This window comes from Paenibacillus sp. J22P165 (assembly GCF_059692015.1).
The window spans coordinates 50,770-65,623 of record NZ_JCAUAP010000016.1 but is presented as its reverse complement, the minus strand read 5'-3'; the positions used below and the strand labels follow the sequence as shown (position 1 = coordinate 65,623).

Genomic DNA, 14,854 nt, shown 5'->3' with positions numbered 1-14,854 from the left:
AAATTCGTGTATTTACAATCCGTGGATAACTGCAGAATTTGTAGAATCCTGTCGTGACGGGCTTGTTTACATGTTATTAACAAAGTTATTCACAGGTTTATGCACATTGTCCACAGGTTAGTTAACATCTTTGAGTGGGACATTAAAAAAGCGTTGTGTCCAAGAATCACCCTTATTTAACTTTTTGTGCACCTTTCCTTCATCAACAAACACTACTTGATCTGATTCAACAACTTCCTTATAAATCGTTGCGTTAATACCAAGCACGGATCTGTTTCCTATCCTACTACTGCCGATAACAGACGAATAAGGGAGCAAACCTACTCCTCTACCTATCACAGGATAAACATCATTCTGTGCACCAACTGTACAGCCCTGCGAAGCAACGAAAAAGTCACCATAAACTGCTCTACCTAAGACTGTACCTACGGTATGAAGTAACAAAAAAATATCAGGAAGAGCTGTATTGTACATTGCACTAATCCCGTGAAGAGATTTATTTAAATAAAATAATTTATTGGCTATGATATCATTTTGTCTGTCAACCCAAGCCGTATTCGAAAGAAACCATAAAAAAACCGCGTATTGATCAGAGTGTAAATGATTCAAAAAGGGGTTTCCATTCTTACTGTATGCCGGCAAAGTTACATGCTGGAAACAAAATTGAGTTCTATCTATCGCCTTATCCATTATTGCATTCCATTCTTTTTGATCCAAAGCCATCTGATCCGGAAAGAAATGTTCTAACTGCTTCTGTACATACGATTTGAAGTCATTATATGGTAACGATAGTTCCATTATGGAATTATCCTTTCAGCCTGAAATTTCAGCGTTAATTGTTTGATTCTAGAAATAATATCGAGATGTTTAAAAGCAAACTCTTCTTTAATTTTGTGTACGGCAATGGGTGGAAATATGATTTCTGTCGCCTGTTGTTTAACGATTACTTCACACGATGTCAAAGAACGTATCGCATCAGTAACCTCTCCATTCGTGGTGTTAGTTCCACTGGCAATATTATAAATAATAGAAGAGCCGGTATGAGAGATTTTTATGAGCAATTCCACCACATCTTCAATGCATATATAGTCTTTTGCTGAACTTAGGGTGGTTAGCAAATTAATTTGTTGATCGTTTACAGCATCTTTAATTATGGAATAAAGAAAATTATCGGACTGAAAATCCTGACCGCACACATTTGATACTCTTGCAATTTTTACATTTCTAGCGGAGTTGAGGCATAAAGATTCTCCTAGTAGTTTAGACAATTGAAATAAGTCATCTGTTCGGACGGGATTTACGGTTAATTCCGAATCTTCAGACGCTTCCTTAGCGCCGTGGTACACTCTAGTTGAAGATACATACAGGAACGAATCAAACTGAGCTCTTTGTAATAACTCCGATAAGAAGCTCACATGAGCCATCACCGTATCATAAGGACGACTTCTAAAATCAGATGTCACCCCTGCACAATATATGACATGACCCAAAGACTTTTCAAAAACATCTGAACTCCCACGTTCAGGTTCATAGCAATCGTAATTAAGTTCATGTAACCTTTGCACCAAGTGCTTGCCAATAAAACCCTTTGATCCAATAACAGTTGTCTTCATGTACGTTCCCCAACTTTCTTAGCCGGGCTTCCTACATAAATTGAATACTCTTCAAGTTGACTATTAACTAGAGAATTTGCCCCTACAACACATCCTCTTCTCAAGATGGAGCCGTCTAAAATAACACAATTAGCACCGATCCATACATCGTCCTCGATTATTATTCCTCCTTTGCTAGGAAGGAATCTCTGCTCTCTTATCGTCAAATGCTTGTATTTATATTGATGATTTACTGGTGCTAACGTACAATTTGCAGCAATCATGACATCATTACCTAGTCTCACTCCATTACCTGAGTAGATAACAACGCCTGAGTTTATATAACAATCATCTCCAATGATGACATCACCCACTCCACCAGTAGGTTTAATCTTTACAAAGGAATCAATAGTCGTTCTATAGCCAACAATAATTTTAGTACCACGCACCGAATCCTCTATATCAGCGAGGCTTGACACGCGTGCCGAATCCGCAATAGTAATCATCACAAAGCCCCTCTACCATGAACTATAAACTTGATCCTTGCTGCTTATAATTGGATGTTCTATTTTCCAAGTTATATTAAATGCAGGGTCGTTCCAGCGAATACCTCTTGCGGATTCTGCGTGATAATACTCACCCATTTGATAAAGCACATCTGTATCATCCTCTAATGTTTGAAAGCCATGCGCAAATCCTTCAGGGATATAAAGCATGTTATGTTTCTGGGCTGTCAACACTACGCTTGTCCATGCCAAATAAGTGGGCGACTCCGTCCTCAGATCAATAATCACATCATATATGGCACCACGAGCTACGCTAACCAGCTTAGCTTCTTCAAACGGTGCAGACTGATAATGCATACCTCGTAAAGTACCTGCTTTGCTGTTATGCGATAAGTTACATTGTTTAAAATCCGTATGAATCCCATGCTTTCTAAAATCCTCTTTGCACCACGTTCGTGCAAAGAAACCACGTTCATCAATAATCGGCTCTAGTTCGATCATATATGCGCCATTTAATGAGGTCTGGTTAAAAATCATTCAATCCACCACCTTAACTTCGGGAATCCAAACAACAAACTTCCCCCCCCAATCACGAATATTGGCCATTTGCTTAATAATTTCGTCCTTCAGATTCCATGGCATGATAACAACATAATCAGGTTTAGTTTTCTGAATGTGCTCCGTGTCCAATACGGGGATAAGGGTCCCAGGTAAATATAAACCCTGTTTATTTGGATTGAGGTCCACAACATAATCAATCATATCCTTGCCAATTCCACAATAATTAAGGAGCGTATTCCCTTTTGCTGGGGCTCCATAACCTACAATTGTTTTACCAGTATTTTTAGTCTCCACAACAAACTGTAAAATATCACGCTTAATTTGTTTTACTCTCTCTGCAAAAGACGAATAAGTTTGAATACTACCCAGGCCCTTTTCAAACTCTAACAATTCCATCCGCTTAACATTAACGGAAACCGGCTTCGATACATCATTTTCATGTTTAGCATAGATACGGAGGGAACCTCCATGTGTGCTTAGTTCTTCAACATCAAATATTGTAAGCCCGTACTTGGAAAAAATCGATTTGACTGTCATAAAAGACAAATAGGAGAAGTGCTCATGATAGATGGTGTCAAACTGATTTTGTTCAATTAGCCTAAGAATATGTGGGAATTCCATTGTAATAACGCCCGAATCAGAAAGGACTAGCTTCATTCCTCTAACGAAATCATTCAGGTTCGGAACATGTGCGAGAACATTGTTTCCAATTAACAAATCAGCTTTCGTACCTTGCTTCACAAGACATGAAGCTAATTCAGATCCGAAAAATTCAGATATTACTTCTATACCTTTCTTGCGAGCTTCTTCTGCAACATTCTTTGCAGGTTCGATTCCAATTGAAGGAATTTGCTTCTCAACCATAAACTGCAGTAAGTAACCGTCGTTACAAGCAATCTCTATTACTTGTGAATCTTTGTCCAAACCAAACCTTTGGGTTACATTATCCGTATAATTACGTGCATGTTGGACCCAACTTTCTGAAAACGAACTAAAATAAACATAATCAGAAAATATCTCATTAGGCGACTCAAATTCTTCGAGTTGAACAAGAAAGCACTCTTCACAGACAAATGTATGAAGCGGATAAAAACTATTCCTTTTATGAATATTACTTTCATGAACAAACGAATTTGATAACGGAGACAACCCTAAATCTATAAATGATGTTCTTATCGTTGATTCGCAGAATCTGCATACTCTTTCCATACGTTATTCCCTTTTCCCTTCGTATGCTTCTATCTGCTGAAGCGTAAAATCTCTCATCGGTTGTTTTTGCTCACACTGCTTATACCAATCGATCGTCCACTTTAAGGTATCATGAGCATTTAATCTAGGTTTCCATTTTAATTTGTTTCGAGCTTTGGAACTATCCAATTTTAAAATTTGTGCTTCGTGGGGATGTTCCGCTTTATCATATTGCCACGTCATATCAGAACCCCAAAGCTTTAACGACATTTCAGCAATTTCTCCTACCGCCAGAATACTTTCTTCCCCAGGTCCAAAGTTCCAAGCTGTAGCATAATTGCTACCTTCTGAATACAGTTTTTCTGCTAGAGTTAAATACCCTTGAAGCGGTTCTAATACATGCTGCCATGGCCTAACTGCATAGGGATTTCTAATCTTGGGCAATCTCCCTACTAAAATAGAATCGATGAGATCTGGAATTAAACGATCCGTTGACCAATCCCCACCACCGATAACATTACCTGCTCTTACTGTTGCAACCTGTATTTCTCGCTCCGCAAGAAACGATTTGCGGAAAGATTCTGTAACCAACTCACTGCAAGCTTTACTAGAGCTGTAAGGATCATGACCACCCAATCTGTCCGTTTCACGATAAGGCCAATCCCACTCCAAATTTTCGTAACATTTATCCGTTGTTATATTTATAATGACTTTAATTGAATTGGATATCCGAGCAGCATTTAGAATATTAACTGTTCCCATTACATTTACTGCAAAAGTATCTATCGGATTCGTATAGGAGATTCTGACCAGAGGTTGAGCTGCTAAATGGAATACAATTTCTGGTTCATGCTCTCTAACTAATTGTTCTAACGCCATTCCATCTTTAATATCACCAATTTCTGAAATCATGTTTTGTCCAATAGCTGCGATATTAAACAAGTTATTAGATGTGGTAGGCTCTAAGGAATATCCAATCACCTGTGCCCCTAGTTTTTGAAGCCAGAGCGAGAGCCATCCGCCTTTAAAACCTGTATGTCCTGTTACAAGAACACGTTTATCCTTCCAAAAAGTCATGACTTCCACACTTTCCATGGAGCTTCATTAGCGTTCCATAATTCCTCAAGCCGCATTCTGTCTCGCAATGTATCCATTGGCAGCCAGAAACCCTCATGCTTAAAACCAGCCAAATTACCTGAGGAAGCTAATTGCTCAAGCGGGCCACGCTCCCAAATTGTTGCATCTCCATCAATCAAGTCAATGACTTCTGGATTTAAAACAAAATATCCGCCATTAATCCAGCTATCTTCTCCCTGTGGTTTTTCCCGGAAACGACGAATTGTGTGATCGTTCATTTCAACAGCACCATAACGACCTGGCGGATCAACAACAGTGAGAGTAGCCTGCATTTGATGTTTATAGTGAAATTCAATAAGCTCCGCAATATTCACATCACTAACTCCATCACCGTATGTGAAACAAAAAGGTTCATTTCCAATGTACTTCTGAACTCTTTTTAACCGGCCGCCGGTTTGTGTATCTTGTCCAGTATCAACGAGAGTAACTTTCCAAGGTTCGCTATAGTTATTATGGATTTCCATATTATTATCTTTCAGATCAAATGTCACATCAGATTGATGTAAATAATAATTAGCAAAATACTCTTTAATAACATAACCTTTGTATCCTAAACAAATAATAAATTCATTGATTCCATAATACGAGTAAGTTTTCATGATATGCCATAAGATTGGCTGCCCTCCAACTTCAACCATCGGTTTTGGTCTGAGGGTTGTCTCCTCACTTAATCTAGTTCCTAGGCCACCTGCAAGTATAACTGCTTTCATAGAAAGTACCTCACTGTTTCAAAGTAATTACAAGTGTATATGATTCAATCGAGATCTCACTTTTCAATTCAGACGATTGTTCAGGAAACACTTGCAGTAATTTGTTTACTATAGCTTCATCTTGTTGAGGCACGTTAGCAACTCTAAGTTGTTTAACAACTTGAAATCCATTTTGAGTTAAAAGTGCAATCAGACTCTTAATATTAAAGAATGTAGCAGAGCACTCCCCTTCGTTACAAATAACATTACCAAATAATAAATTTGCTAAAAAGGGGTAGTAGGAACCATTTTTAACCTTAACTATCAGTTGTCCACCGATACTTAATAACTCTCTAAATTGGTTTATCATAGTCCTAATATCACCAATAAACTCTAAACCATTTTCCACTAAGATATAGTCAAATTTATCCCCTTTAAAATAATCTGTTAAATGAGTTATCTGACCACATAGTGTTTGATCTGAGACCGTTCTTAAATCTAATAAGTACTTGGAATCCTCTGTAAAGTTAGTAATACTAACATCTGTATTGCCTGCTGCAACCAATTTATTTTTAAGTTGTAACGGAGTTCCCCCACATTTTGCATCGATCCCCAATACTTTAACTTGGCGATTACTTTTAATTAATGAAGCTGCTTCAACAATATTTATTGAAAACCCTGCATCCGTCCACGGATCAATTCCGGATTTTTCTATAAATATTTTCCTACTAATGCTAAGTGAGTTATTCTCCCTTTGGTCCACCCCTGTAGTAATAGAACCCGCATGGTACGTAAAAGTATCTCCTGAAAAAACAAGTTTATAGCCCGCCCTTCGAATCCGGAAGGCAATGTCATCATCAGCAAATTCCCCAAAGTAGAATGCAGGATCATAGTAACCTATTTGATTAAGAATTTTTGTTCTCACCATTAATACACAAGGGAGTAACCTGACTCTTTCCTCCCATTTGCTAGGATCGGAATGATTATAGGACTCAGCAAATTGTTGCATTTCTTCCTCGGTGGTAAAGGATGCTGTAATCGACTGCGCATTACTAATAATATTTGCCCCTGGAGATACGAACCCAATTTTCTCATCTGATTCTATACAAGCTAATAAATTATCCATCCAGTTCGTAGTAAAAATAAAATCGTTACACACACAAGCTGTATACGTACCCTCTGCAATCTTCATTCCTACATTAAATCCATTAACCGGACCTACATTTTGTTCTAAATGTATAATCTTAGCTTTAGGTAAACTTTCAAAGTATTCCTGTGTTCCATCACTAGACCCGTTATTAACGGTAATTAATTCATAATTGATATGCGATGTATATTTCAAAATACTTTCAATACACATTTTAGTGTAATCTAAATGATTATAGGCAAGTACAATAATACTAACAGTAGGACGAATTTCATTCACTTGCCATTTTAAAGAAACATTATGATCAATATCTTCTTTTAACAATGCAACTACTTCTTCAACATGCAGACGTAATGTTTCATCTTTCACATAGATCAAAGCACGTTTGTAATACTCGATTGCTAAGTGCGTTTTCTCTTGCGCCTGATATATATAAGCTAGATTATAAAGTAAATCAAAAGAACTAGGCTCCTTCTCCAGCCCAATATGAAGAATATCCTCTGCCTTTTCAAATTGATTCTCAGAAGCTAATATAACTGCTCTCATAGAGAGTAAATCAATATCATTTGGTATGGTTTTTTCCATTTGACGAATAGCTATTTTAGCATCATGTAAGAGATTTGATTCTATTAGTTGCTGAATATCATCCTTGGTGATCATAAGGTCTCTCCATTTCATTTATGTTCTTACAAAGCTACATAATAACTTACTACATAAATAATCTATCGTCATAATACGAGTCTAATATTAGCTGTTATATATTGGATGTCAACACTACTGATCTGTTGTGTAACCGTATAGCAGTACTTAAAAAATAAAGAAACCGTCCATTTCCCAGTTAGGATATGGCACGGCAACATGGAATTCAATGTAAATATTATAAACACCTCTACGTAACACAATTTCATTGTCTGTCTAGTACAATCCTACATATCCTATCAACATCTTGAAGTGAGAGCTCTTCAAATAAGGGCAAGGTAAGTACTCTTTCAGCAATATATCTTGCCACAGGAGTCTCATTTAAATTAAATCTTCCACTGTAACATTCAAAACTATTGGTAAGTGGATAAAAATATTTGCGTGCTACTATACCATCTTCAGCAAGCGCAGCATGAACCTCATCTCGTGTTCTACCAAATACCTTTTCATTGAATATAACTGGAAAATATGAATAATTGGAAGAAACACCTGGTTGTGGCTGAAGTAATGTCAACCCTTTAACACTTTTCAATCGATCTATATAACGCTCAAAGACAATTTTTCTATTTGCAATATTTCCATCGATATATCGAATATTACAAAGCCCCATCGCGGCTGAAAATTCATTCATTTTACCATTACTTCCCGCGAAGATTACACTTTCTGGAGATGCAATACCAAAATTTTTGATTTGATACAGTCTTTCTTTATACTTTTCTTCTGAAAATGTTAAGGCTCCACCCTCAATAGAATTAAAGACCTTAGTAGCATGAAAACTAAACATCGAAATATCGCCAAAGTTCCCAATACCCACACCATTAACCTTGACACCAAAAGCATGTGCGGCATCGTATATAACTTTTAAATTATGTATTCTGGCAATTCGATCGATCTCCTGAACGTTACAAACGTTCCCATAAACATGAACCGGGATAATGGCAGTTGTCTTCTCTGTAATTAAAGATTCAATCCTGTCGACATCCAATGTATAATCATCGGGTGAAATGTCGCAAAATACCGGCGTTAACCCGTGTCTTGTAATAGCATGAGTTGTTGAGGCAAAAGTAAAGGGAGTTGTAATGACTTCACCTGTCAATTCCAGCGCTTCTATAGCCATTTCAAGTGCTAAATGACCATTTGTAAAAAGAGAAACCAGCGGAACATCCATATAAGTTTCTAATGCTTTTTCTAACTGACTATGTTTCTCGCCCATATTGGTAAGCCATTTCGTTTCCCATATAGATCGTATCTCTTCTATATATTCTTCAAAAGGAGGCAATGAGGATCTAGTTACATTTATAGTCATAAGTCACCTCATTTAAGTAATTGAATTACCGCCCTTTTCACATACGAAGAAAATGCTAGAACATAAGTCAGGGTATTGTTGACCTAACTCATAACAGCCGTCTAAGTATTCTTTCGAGATAATATCGGTCTTAAGCAATTGATCCCACTGAAAATTAGCAAGTGCCTTAAAAAAAATTCCGGAACGATGTGTAATTTGGAGGCCTGATAGCTTAATATCTCTTTCTAGAGTATCTAACGAGTACGTAATTCTATGTCCATGGGCTGCTTCTGCATCGGTAACTGCACTGTTATGACTAATAAGCCCCATTTTAACAGCAATTTGCCTTGATGGCGCATTAGCGTTAGGACACACTATAAAGAACTTTCCTTGATCAGATAGCCATTCATCATTTACTTTTTTGAGCAAGGCAACAGGGTCATCGATATGCTCAAGTACATGAGTCAAAACAATGTTATCGTACTTGGTTGGTAATATAGCTTCTTCAAACAGTGCATTTACAAGCTTGACTTGATTACCAAATTGCTTTATCGCAAAGTTGCAAGCCTCGTCAGAAGCTTCTACACAAGTTATATCATCAAAATAATCAAAAAACCTTTTTGTGAACTGCCCTTTATGACTACCAAGTTCAAGTAAATTACCCTTCACAAAAAAAGGTGAGAATGATTTTAACATATAAGGATGCATCACATCTAAATCAAAACCATATGCATATTTATGATTATTTGTATCTTTCAATTCCTCATTGTAATCTCTTTTAATGTCCATCTTCTCTCTACCTTTCATTAATTCAAATATCTATAAAACTTATTCTTCCAGCTGAGCTAATCCAAACCCGAATTTCCCAAATTGGTTACCGTTATATAACATATACACTTTTCCATCACAGCTGAAAACATGAGGATAACAAAGCATATCGGAGTCCCACTCGCCTTCTGTAACATCAATTCCAACCTTCGTATCATCTCTCATCCAATTAATCATATCATCCGAATACGCATAACCAATTTTATAACCTCTATCTTTATTTTTCCTGAAATCAAATGATTCTCTGTAACAAAAAAACATGTGAAATTTATTATTGATCTCAATAATTGTGGGAAGCGCCTGACACTCATCCTCATATTTATCAGTAATGATCTGCCTTCCTTCTTTAACCCATGTGATACCATCTTTTGATGTAGCGTGACCTATTTTATAAGTTCGATCAGCAGGAACCCCTTCAGAAAAGGACTTCCATTTCACACCGTATATATACCACATATGAAAAACATCATTAAATACTCTTACAAAAGGATCCGCAACTAAAAAAGGTTCAAACAACGACGACGTCAGTACAGGGCCATCACCTAGCTTTTCAAAAGAAAGTCCATCATCATGACTAACAGCGTATCCAATGCCAGAATCCGCGGGAACGGATACTCTTCTTGTCCAACCACTTGTATAAGCCATAATTTTATCTTCATGCCTTACAACATTCATTGGAAATATGCCATGTTCATCAAAACAACCTAGTTTACCTAACTCAATTACTGTATCAGAAGATTTGTTGATTATTTTTTTAAACTCTTTATCTATATCAATAAACTGAATATAGCTTATATACTTGCCATCTTCCGTTTTTTTTCTTGTTGAAAAGTAGATCCTCACAAAATCATCGAAAACTAATGTTTGAGGAGATTGAGCAAATTCAACACAATCATTAGTTAATTTATAATTTGTTGGATCAAAAATTTTACCCAACTTTCTCCACTTCACTAATAGGCACCCTTTCTCGGTTAAATTAACTCTCCTTCTAGCTGCGCTAGACCGAAACCATATCTACCCACCTGGTTACCGAGATAAAACATGAGGATTTTACCATCCAATTCAAAAACATGAGGATAAGAAATCATCTCAGAATCCCAACCTGTTTCCGAGACATCAATCCCAGCTTTAGAGTCATCACGAATCCAATTAATCATATCTGTAGAATAGGCATACCCTATCCTGTAGCTTCTCTCTTTATTGTTTCTGAAATCCGTCGCTTGTTTATAACAAAAAAACATATGGTATTTACCATCCTTAAAAAATACATCCGGACTTGCTTGGGTTTCTTCTTCCCCTAACTTATCATCAATCATATTTTTGTTATGTTTTGTCCAATTGAGCCCATCGTTTGAATAAGCCATTCTAATTTTGTAAATGACTTCCGGTTTGCCCTCAGTTGATATCCATTTGGTTCCTGATATATACCATAAGTACCAGATGTCATTCATTTTTTTAATTTTAGGACCACTCAATACAAATGGCTCATCTGGTGAATAGGATAAAACAGGGCCATCACCTATTTTATCGAAAGTCTCTCCATTATTTCTACTAATAGCGACCCCAATTGCCGTGTTGAAGGGGACAGATTCACATCTTGTATGACCTGCATAGTAAGCATAAATATCGTCCCCGTTATCAATAACAGAAATGGGATAGGTTCCAAACTCATCGAACGTTCCTAGGTCACCCAACTTGAGTACAGGCTCTTCACTTATACTAATAATTTCAAATAAATCTGATCTATTTAAATCAACAAATGCTGAATAACTAACATACTGACCATTTACATCTGGCTTTGGACGGCAACTAAAGTAAACCCTTATAAAATCATCAAAAATTAAAACACTAGGGGCTTGAGCAAACTCATTGATCCAATATTTCTCTTCTACTTCTATTGGATTAAATACCCTACCAAGTTTATTCCATTTGAACATGGTTATCCTCCATCACAATTGCATAGATTACCTGTGTTTCTATGCTAACCTCTCTTCCTTGCTACAACAAAAAGGTTTGCACAATATTGTGGGATATCTTCTCCTAAAGCGTAAAAAGCATTAATTGCATCTAATCCAAGTTCCATCATTTGGGATTCAGCAAGAGGTTTTAAGAAAATCCCCTTCATAATATCAACTTCCAAATTAGCACTTTCAATGTGTTCTTTTAGCATTTCTACTGTGTATAGGCGTCTGTGTCCAAGCAAGTAATCTTTAGGTGCAAACTTATCATAGCTCTCCAGCAATCCCATCTCATATCCAGCTCGTCTATTTAAACTCATACAATTCGGGACAGAAATGAAAACTTGCCCCTCATCTGATAATAATGTTTCAATCTTCTTTAGAGACTCAATCGGATCAGCAACATGCTCCAATACATTCAAAAAGATAATATGATCAAACTTTTTACTTGAATGGAAATCCTCAAGCAATCCGTTGTACGAGTTAATTTCATTATTTAGCCTTGTTTTCATCAACGTTAGATTCTTTTGAGAAGGTTCAAGGACAGTCAAGTCATTAAATATGTTAATTAGCCGCTCTGTAGAATATCCATTACCACAACCGATTTCAATGGCACTACCAAAATTTCCGGAGCGCTCAATAATCTTCTTTATCAGAACTACCTCTCTTTCAACTAGTAGCTCGTCCATCAAATCTCCTTTTTTATAAAAATCACTAATATTTTCTAACATTTCAATTTCTTCATTCATAATTGTTCCTCCTTGATACCTATTTAGTAACCTAATTTTTTTGCTCCAGTCCGGAGACACCCATAGTAATAACCGTTAAAGCCTGCAAGGTCCATCAATTTACCTACTTTTTCAATATCATAACTAACTCTATGAAGATGGAAAGACTGGCCGTCCCAAGTTGCAAATGCTGCTCTAGGGTCACCGTCTCTAGGTTGACCAACTGAACCAGGATTGCAGTATATTTTATCGCCAAAAAATTTAATTTTTTGAACATGACTATGCCCGGAGACGAAGTATTTGCCTTCAATGTGATCAAAATAGTCTTCAGGCATTTCTTCTAAATATTCATCAATGGGGTTGCTCCATCCACCATGTACCATGCGAACATTATGAATATCCCTATATACTGGAAAGGAGGAAACCCATTCGAGGTTCTCATCACTTATCACTTTTCTTTGATATCTGAGACAGTCATTTACACTTTTCGACCGGAAACAGTGGCTTTTAGCAGCCATATACCAATCGTGATTTCCCATGACTGACTTAATATTCCTAGCACGAAGTTCATCACAGCACTCATTAACCTGCGAGTAATATCCAACAACATCCCCAAGACAGTAAATATTTTGGACATCCATATCATCCAAAACATTTAGCACTTCCTTTAATGCCTCATAATTTCCATGAATATCAGAAATTAGCCCGATCAAAAAAAACACACTCCTCTATATATCTAATCGCAACACCTGATTTTATAGAAGGCTGAGTAGGTAACTCTCCATTTAAAAAGTATTTAATACTCATTAACGATTCATTGTACCCGAATGCTGTCCTAATTGATGTAGATGATGATATTCTTGGATTTATCTCCAGTAGTTTAAGAGCACCATTCTGTTTTCTAAACTGAAAGTTTGTAGGTCCGATAGGCTTAAAAATACTAGCAAGACTTATAATGGCTTCCTCAGCGCCTTCAACATCTACAGCTTGAGCTTTTTCTGTGTATCCATCCTTAGCCAATTTCCTTCTCAAAGACATATAACAACATAAGTTGCTACATTTATCAAAAAATGCGGATATCGTATACTCTTCTTCGTCATCACCTATTATTGGCTGCGCCATAAGTTTATGACCAATATCTTGCTCGTGTTTCAAAAAAGTAGCATTTGAATCCACCCTAACTATACCTTTAGAAGCAAATCCCCTGCGAGGTTTTAATAAAAATGGCGTTCCAAACTCAGCTGACAGCCTTTTGAAATCACCAACAATCCTAGATTGAATGGCCAAATATGAATTGTTTTTCGTTAGAGTTTCATAAAAGCTCCATTTATCTCCACAAAGCTTAATAAGCTCAAGATTATTTAATAAAGGTATAGCGTTACTCTTACTTATCTCTTCATGCATTTCAGCCCATTTAAACATATCTACTTCTATGCTTGGGATAATCAAGTCAATATTATATTTTTTTATAATATCTAATAACCAATCTAAATAGTGACTGTCACTTGTCATTGGCGCTTTTTCAAAAATATTACAGAACGCCGGGGCGACTGAGTCCTCATATATGGAGGTACCAATAAGTCTATAATCCTTTCCGCATTCACGCAAAGATCGTAATATTCCGTACCCTACAATTCCGCTAGCTCCAGAAACAAGTATTGTTTTCATCGTGCATTCTTCTTTCTATGGCTGTGTATTTTCTCCATACCTTCGACAATATCAATAGTCGGATAAAACCTAATTTTCTCATACAATAACGTATCTTTTTTGAAAATATTATTAGGAATATCTTTTTTATCCTTTTGAAATATAACGCTGCCACCTTTTCTGAAGGCTGAAAACGCAGCTTGAGCAATATCCGACAATTTAACATCTTCTAGGTTTGAACAAGCAAACAACCCTAAACATTCTGTTTTAATAATACGATATATAATCTCAGTCAAATCATCTATATGGATATAGTTTCTTAAAGCATCATTAGTACCGTAAATATGAATATCTTTGCCAACCTCAGCGTGATCTGCCATGAGATATATCATTGGTTGATGTTTTCGAAACTCCCCATTGTCATCATATATTTGCGAAGGTCTGATGATAGTTAGTGGCAAACTTTTTATACCGGCATAGTAGGTTGCTAATTCCTCCGAGTGCTTCTTTGATAAGCTGTAAATATTGTAATATGGCGAACCTTCATCTAAAGTGGCATAAATGGAGGAAATAATAATTAGGTGCTTAACATTGGCCTTATGTGCTGCTACACACACTTTTAAAGTTCCAATTGCATTTACTTCTTCGGTCGTAACCATTTCTTGGTCTGTGCTACCATTAGAACTAGCCGCAACATGAATGACCACATGTGTATTATCTGGGAAATTAATCATTTCTTGATCATTAGATAAATCACAAAAAAGATTACAATTCTTCCTCCCCATTGTAACTACTTGATAATTTTCAGATAATTTAGGGATTAAGTGTTTTGCTAGTGATGCTGTACCACCTACTATAACGATCTTTTTCATCGTTTCCTCCTTGCAAA

16 protein-coding genes are annotated in these 14,854 nt (G+C 36.6%); all 16 read right to left on the bottom strand.

The annotated features are described in order from the left end of the window. Positions 1-117 precede the first annotated feature (117 nt). Positions 118-798 (bottom strand): LbetaH domain-containing protein, encoded by a 681-nt coding sequence (locus AC58QM_RS30630; protein ID WP_497288549.1) that lies wholly within the window; start codon positions 796-798, stop codon positions 118-120. Beyond that, entirely contained in the window at positions 798-1,613 is an 816-nt protein-coding gene (locus AC58QM_RS30625) for an NAD-dependent epimerase/dehydratase family protein (RefSeq protein ID WP_497288548.1), read from the bottom strand. The genes AC58QM_RS30630 and AC58QM_RS30625 overlap by 1 nt, the downstream gene beginning before the upstream one ends. After that, positions 1,610-2,098, bottom strand: coding sequence for an acyltransferase (locus AC58QM_RS30620; protein ID WP_497288547.1), 489 nt, complete (start codon positions 2,096-2,098; stop codon positions 1,610-1,612). The genes AC58QM_RS30625 and AC58QM_RS30620 overlap by 4 nt, the downstream gene beginning before the upstream one ends. 12 nt (positions 2,099-2,110) lie before the next feature. After that, complete coding sequence (gene rfbC / locus AC58QM_RS30615; RefSeq protein ID WP_497288546.1) at positions 2,111-2,635, bottom strand: dTDP-4-dehydrorhamnose 3,5-epimerase; 525 nt, start codon at positions 2,633-2,635, stop codon at positions 2,111-2,113. Further along, a complete protein-coding gene (locus AC58QM_RS30610) occupies positions 2,636-3,868 on the bottom strand; it encodes a methyltransferase domain-containing protein (RefSeq protein ID WP_497288545.1) in 1,233 nt (410 codons plus the stop codon). It abuts the gene before it with no gap. 3 nt (positions 3,869-3,871) lie between these two features. Continuing rightward, complete coding sequence (gene rfbG / locus AC58QM_RS30605; protein WP_497288544.1) at positions 3,872-4,924, bottom strand: CDP-glucose 4,6-dehydratase; 1,053 nt, start codon at positions 4,922-4,924, stop codon at positions 3,872-3,874. Next, a complete protein-coding gene (rfbF, locus tag AC58QM_RS30600; RefSeq protein ID WP_497288543.1) occupies positions 4,921-5,694 on the bottom strand; it encodes a glucose-1-phosphate cytidylyltransferase in 774 nt (257 codons plus the stop codon). Before rfbF ends, rfbG begins: the two co-directional genes overlap by 4 nt. 10 nt (positions 5,695-5,704) lie before the next feature. Further along, positions 5,705-7,480, bottom strand: coding sequence for a glycosyltransferase (locus AC58QM_RS30595; protein ID WP_497288542.1), 1,776 nt, complete (start codon positions 7,478-7,480; stop codon positions 5,705-5,707). Positions 7,481-7,724: 244 nt separating this feature from the next. Continuing rightward, a complete protein-coding gene (locus AC58QM_RS30590; protein WP_497288541.1) occupies positions 7,725-8,825 on the bottom strand; it encodes a DegT/DnrJ/EryC1/StrS family aminotransferase in 1,101 nt (366 codons plus the stop codon). Between the two features lie 12 nt (positions 8,826-8,837). Next, the gene (locus tag AC58QM_RS30585; RefSeq protein ID WP_497288540.1) at positions 8,838-9,593 is read right to left on the bottom strand and encodes a class I SAM-dependent methyltransferase; all 756 of its coding nucleotides are present in this window, start codon (positions 9,591-9,593) and stop codon (positions 8,838-8,840) included. Between the two features lie 39 nt (positions 9,594-9,632). Further along, positions 9,633-10,583, bottom strand: coding sequence for a glycoside hydrolase family protein (locus AC58QM_RS30580; protein ID WP_497288539.1), 951 nt, complete (start codon positions 10,581-10,583; stop codon positions 9,633-9,635). A gap of 20 nt (positions 10,584-10,603) precedes the next feature. Next, entirely contained in the window at positions 10,604-11,569 is a 966-nt protein-coding gene (locus tag AC58QM_RS30575) for a glycoside hydrolase family protein (protein ID WP_497288538.1), read from the bottom strand. A 44-nt stretch (positions 11,570-11,613) separates the two neighbouring features. Beyond that, positions 11,614-12,339 (bottom strand): class I SAM-dependent methyltransferase, encoded by a 726-nt coding sequence (locus tag AC58QM_RS30570; protein ID WP_497288537.1) that lies wholly within the window; start codon positions 12,337-12,339, stop codon positions 11,614-11,616. 23 nt (positions 12,340-12,362) lie between these two features. After that, the gene (locus AC58QM_RS30565) at positions 12,363-13,031 is read right to left on the bottom strand and encodes a metallophosphoesterase family protein (protein WP_497288536.1); all 669 of its coding nucleotides are present in this window, start codon (positions 13,029-13,031) and stop codon (positions 12,363-12,365) included. After that, positions 13,012-13,986 carry an ATP-grasp domain-containing protein gene (locus tag AC58QM_RS30560; RefSeq protein WP_497288535.1) on the bottom strand — a complete coding sequence of 325 codons (975 nt, stop codon included), beginning with the start codon at positions 13,984-13,986 and terminating at the stop codon, positions 13,012-13,014. The genes AC58QM_RS30565 and AC58QM_RS30560 overlap by 20 nt, the downstream gene beginning before the upstream one ends. Then, entirely contained in the window at positions 13,983-14,837 is an 855-nt protein-coding gene (locus AC58QM_RS30555; RefSeq protein WP_497288534.1) for an NAD-dependent epimerase/dehydratase family protein, read from the bottom strand. The genes AC58QM_RS30560 and AC58QM_RS30555 overlap by 4 nt, the downstream gene beginning before the upstream one ends. Positions 14,838-14,854 lie beyond the last annotated feature (17 nt).

Coding starts and splice junctions, on each gene's coding strand:
- AC58QM_RS30630 (WP_497288549.1), bottom strand. CDS start 798: ATGGAACTATCGTTACCATATAATGACTTCAAATCGTATGTACAGAAG.
- AC58QM_RS30575 (WP_497288538.1), bottom strand. CDS start 11,569: ATGTTCAAATGGAATAAACTTGGTAGGGTATTTAATCCAATAGAAGTA.
- rfbC (WP_497288546.1), bottom strand. CDS start 2,635: ATGATTTTTAACCAGACCTCATTAAATGGCGCATATATGATCGAACTA.
- AC58QM_RS30585 (WP_497288540.1), bottom strand. CDS start 9,593: ATGGACATTAAAAGAGATTACAATGAGGAATTGAAAGATACAAATAAT.
- AC58QM_RS30625 (WP_497288548.1), bottom strand. CDS start 1,613: ATGAAGACAACTGTTATTGGATCAAAGGGTTTTATTGGCAAGCACTTG.
- AC58QM_RS30555 (WP_497288534.1), bottom strand. CDS start 14,837: ATGAAAAAGATCGTTATAGTAGGTGGTACAGCATCACTAGCAAAACAC.
- AC58QM_RS30590 (WP_497288541.1), bottom strand. CDS start 8,825: ATGACTATAAATGTAACTAGATCCTCATTGCCTCCTTTTGAAGAATAT.
- AC58QM_RS30570 (WP_497288537.1), bottom strand. CDS start 12,339: ATGAATGAAGAAATTGAAATGTTAGAAAATATTAGTGATTTTTATAAA.
- AC58QM_RS30620 (WP_497288547.1), bottom strand. CDS start 2,098: ATGATTACTATTGCGGATTCGGCACGCGTGTCAAGCCTCGCTGATATA.
- rfbF (WP_497288543.1), bottom strand. CDS start 5,694: ATGAAAGCAGTTATACTTGCAGGTGGCCTAGGAACTAGATTAAGTGAG.
- AC58QM_RS30595 (WP_497288542.1), bottom strand. CDS start 7,480: ATGATCACCAAGGATGATATTCAGCAACTAATAGAATCAAATCTCTTA.
- AC58QM_RS30610 (WP_497288545.1), bottom strand. CDS start 3,868: ATGGAAAGAGTATGCAGATTCTGCGAATCAACGATAAGAACATCATTT.
- AC58QM_RS30560 (WP_497288535.1), bottom strand. CDS start 13,986: ATGAAAACAATACTTGTTTCTGGAGCTAGCGGAATTGTAGGGTACGGA.
- rfbG (WP_497288544.1), bottom strand. CDS start 4,924: ATGACTTTTTGGAAGGATAAACGTGTTCTTGTAACAGGACATACAGGT.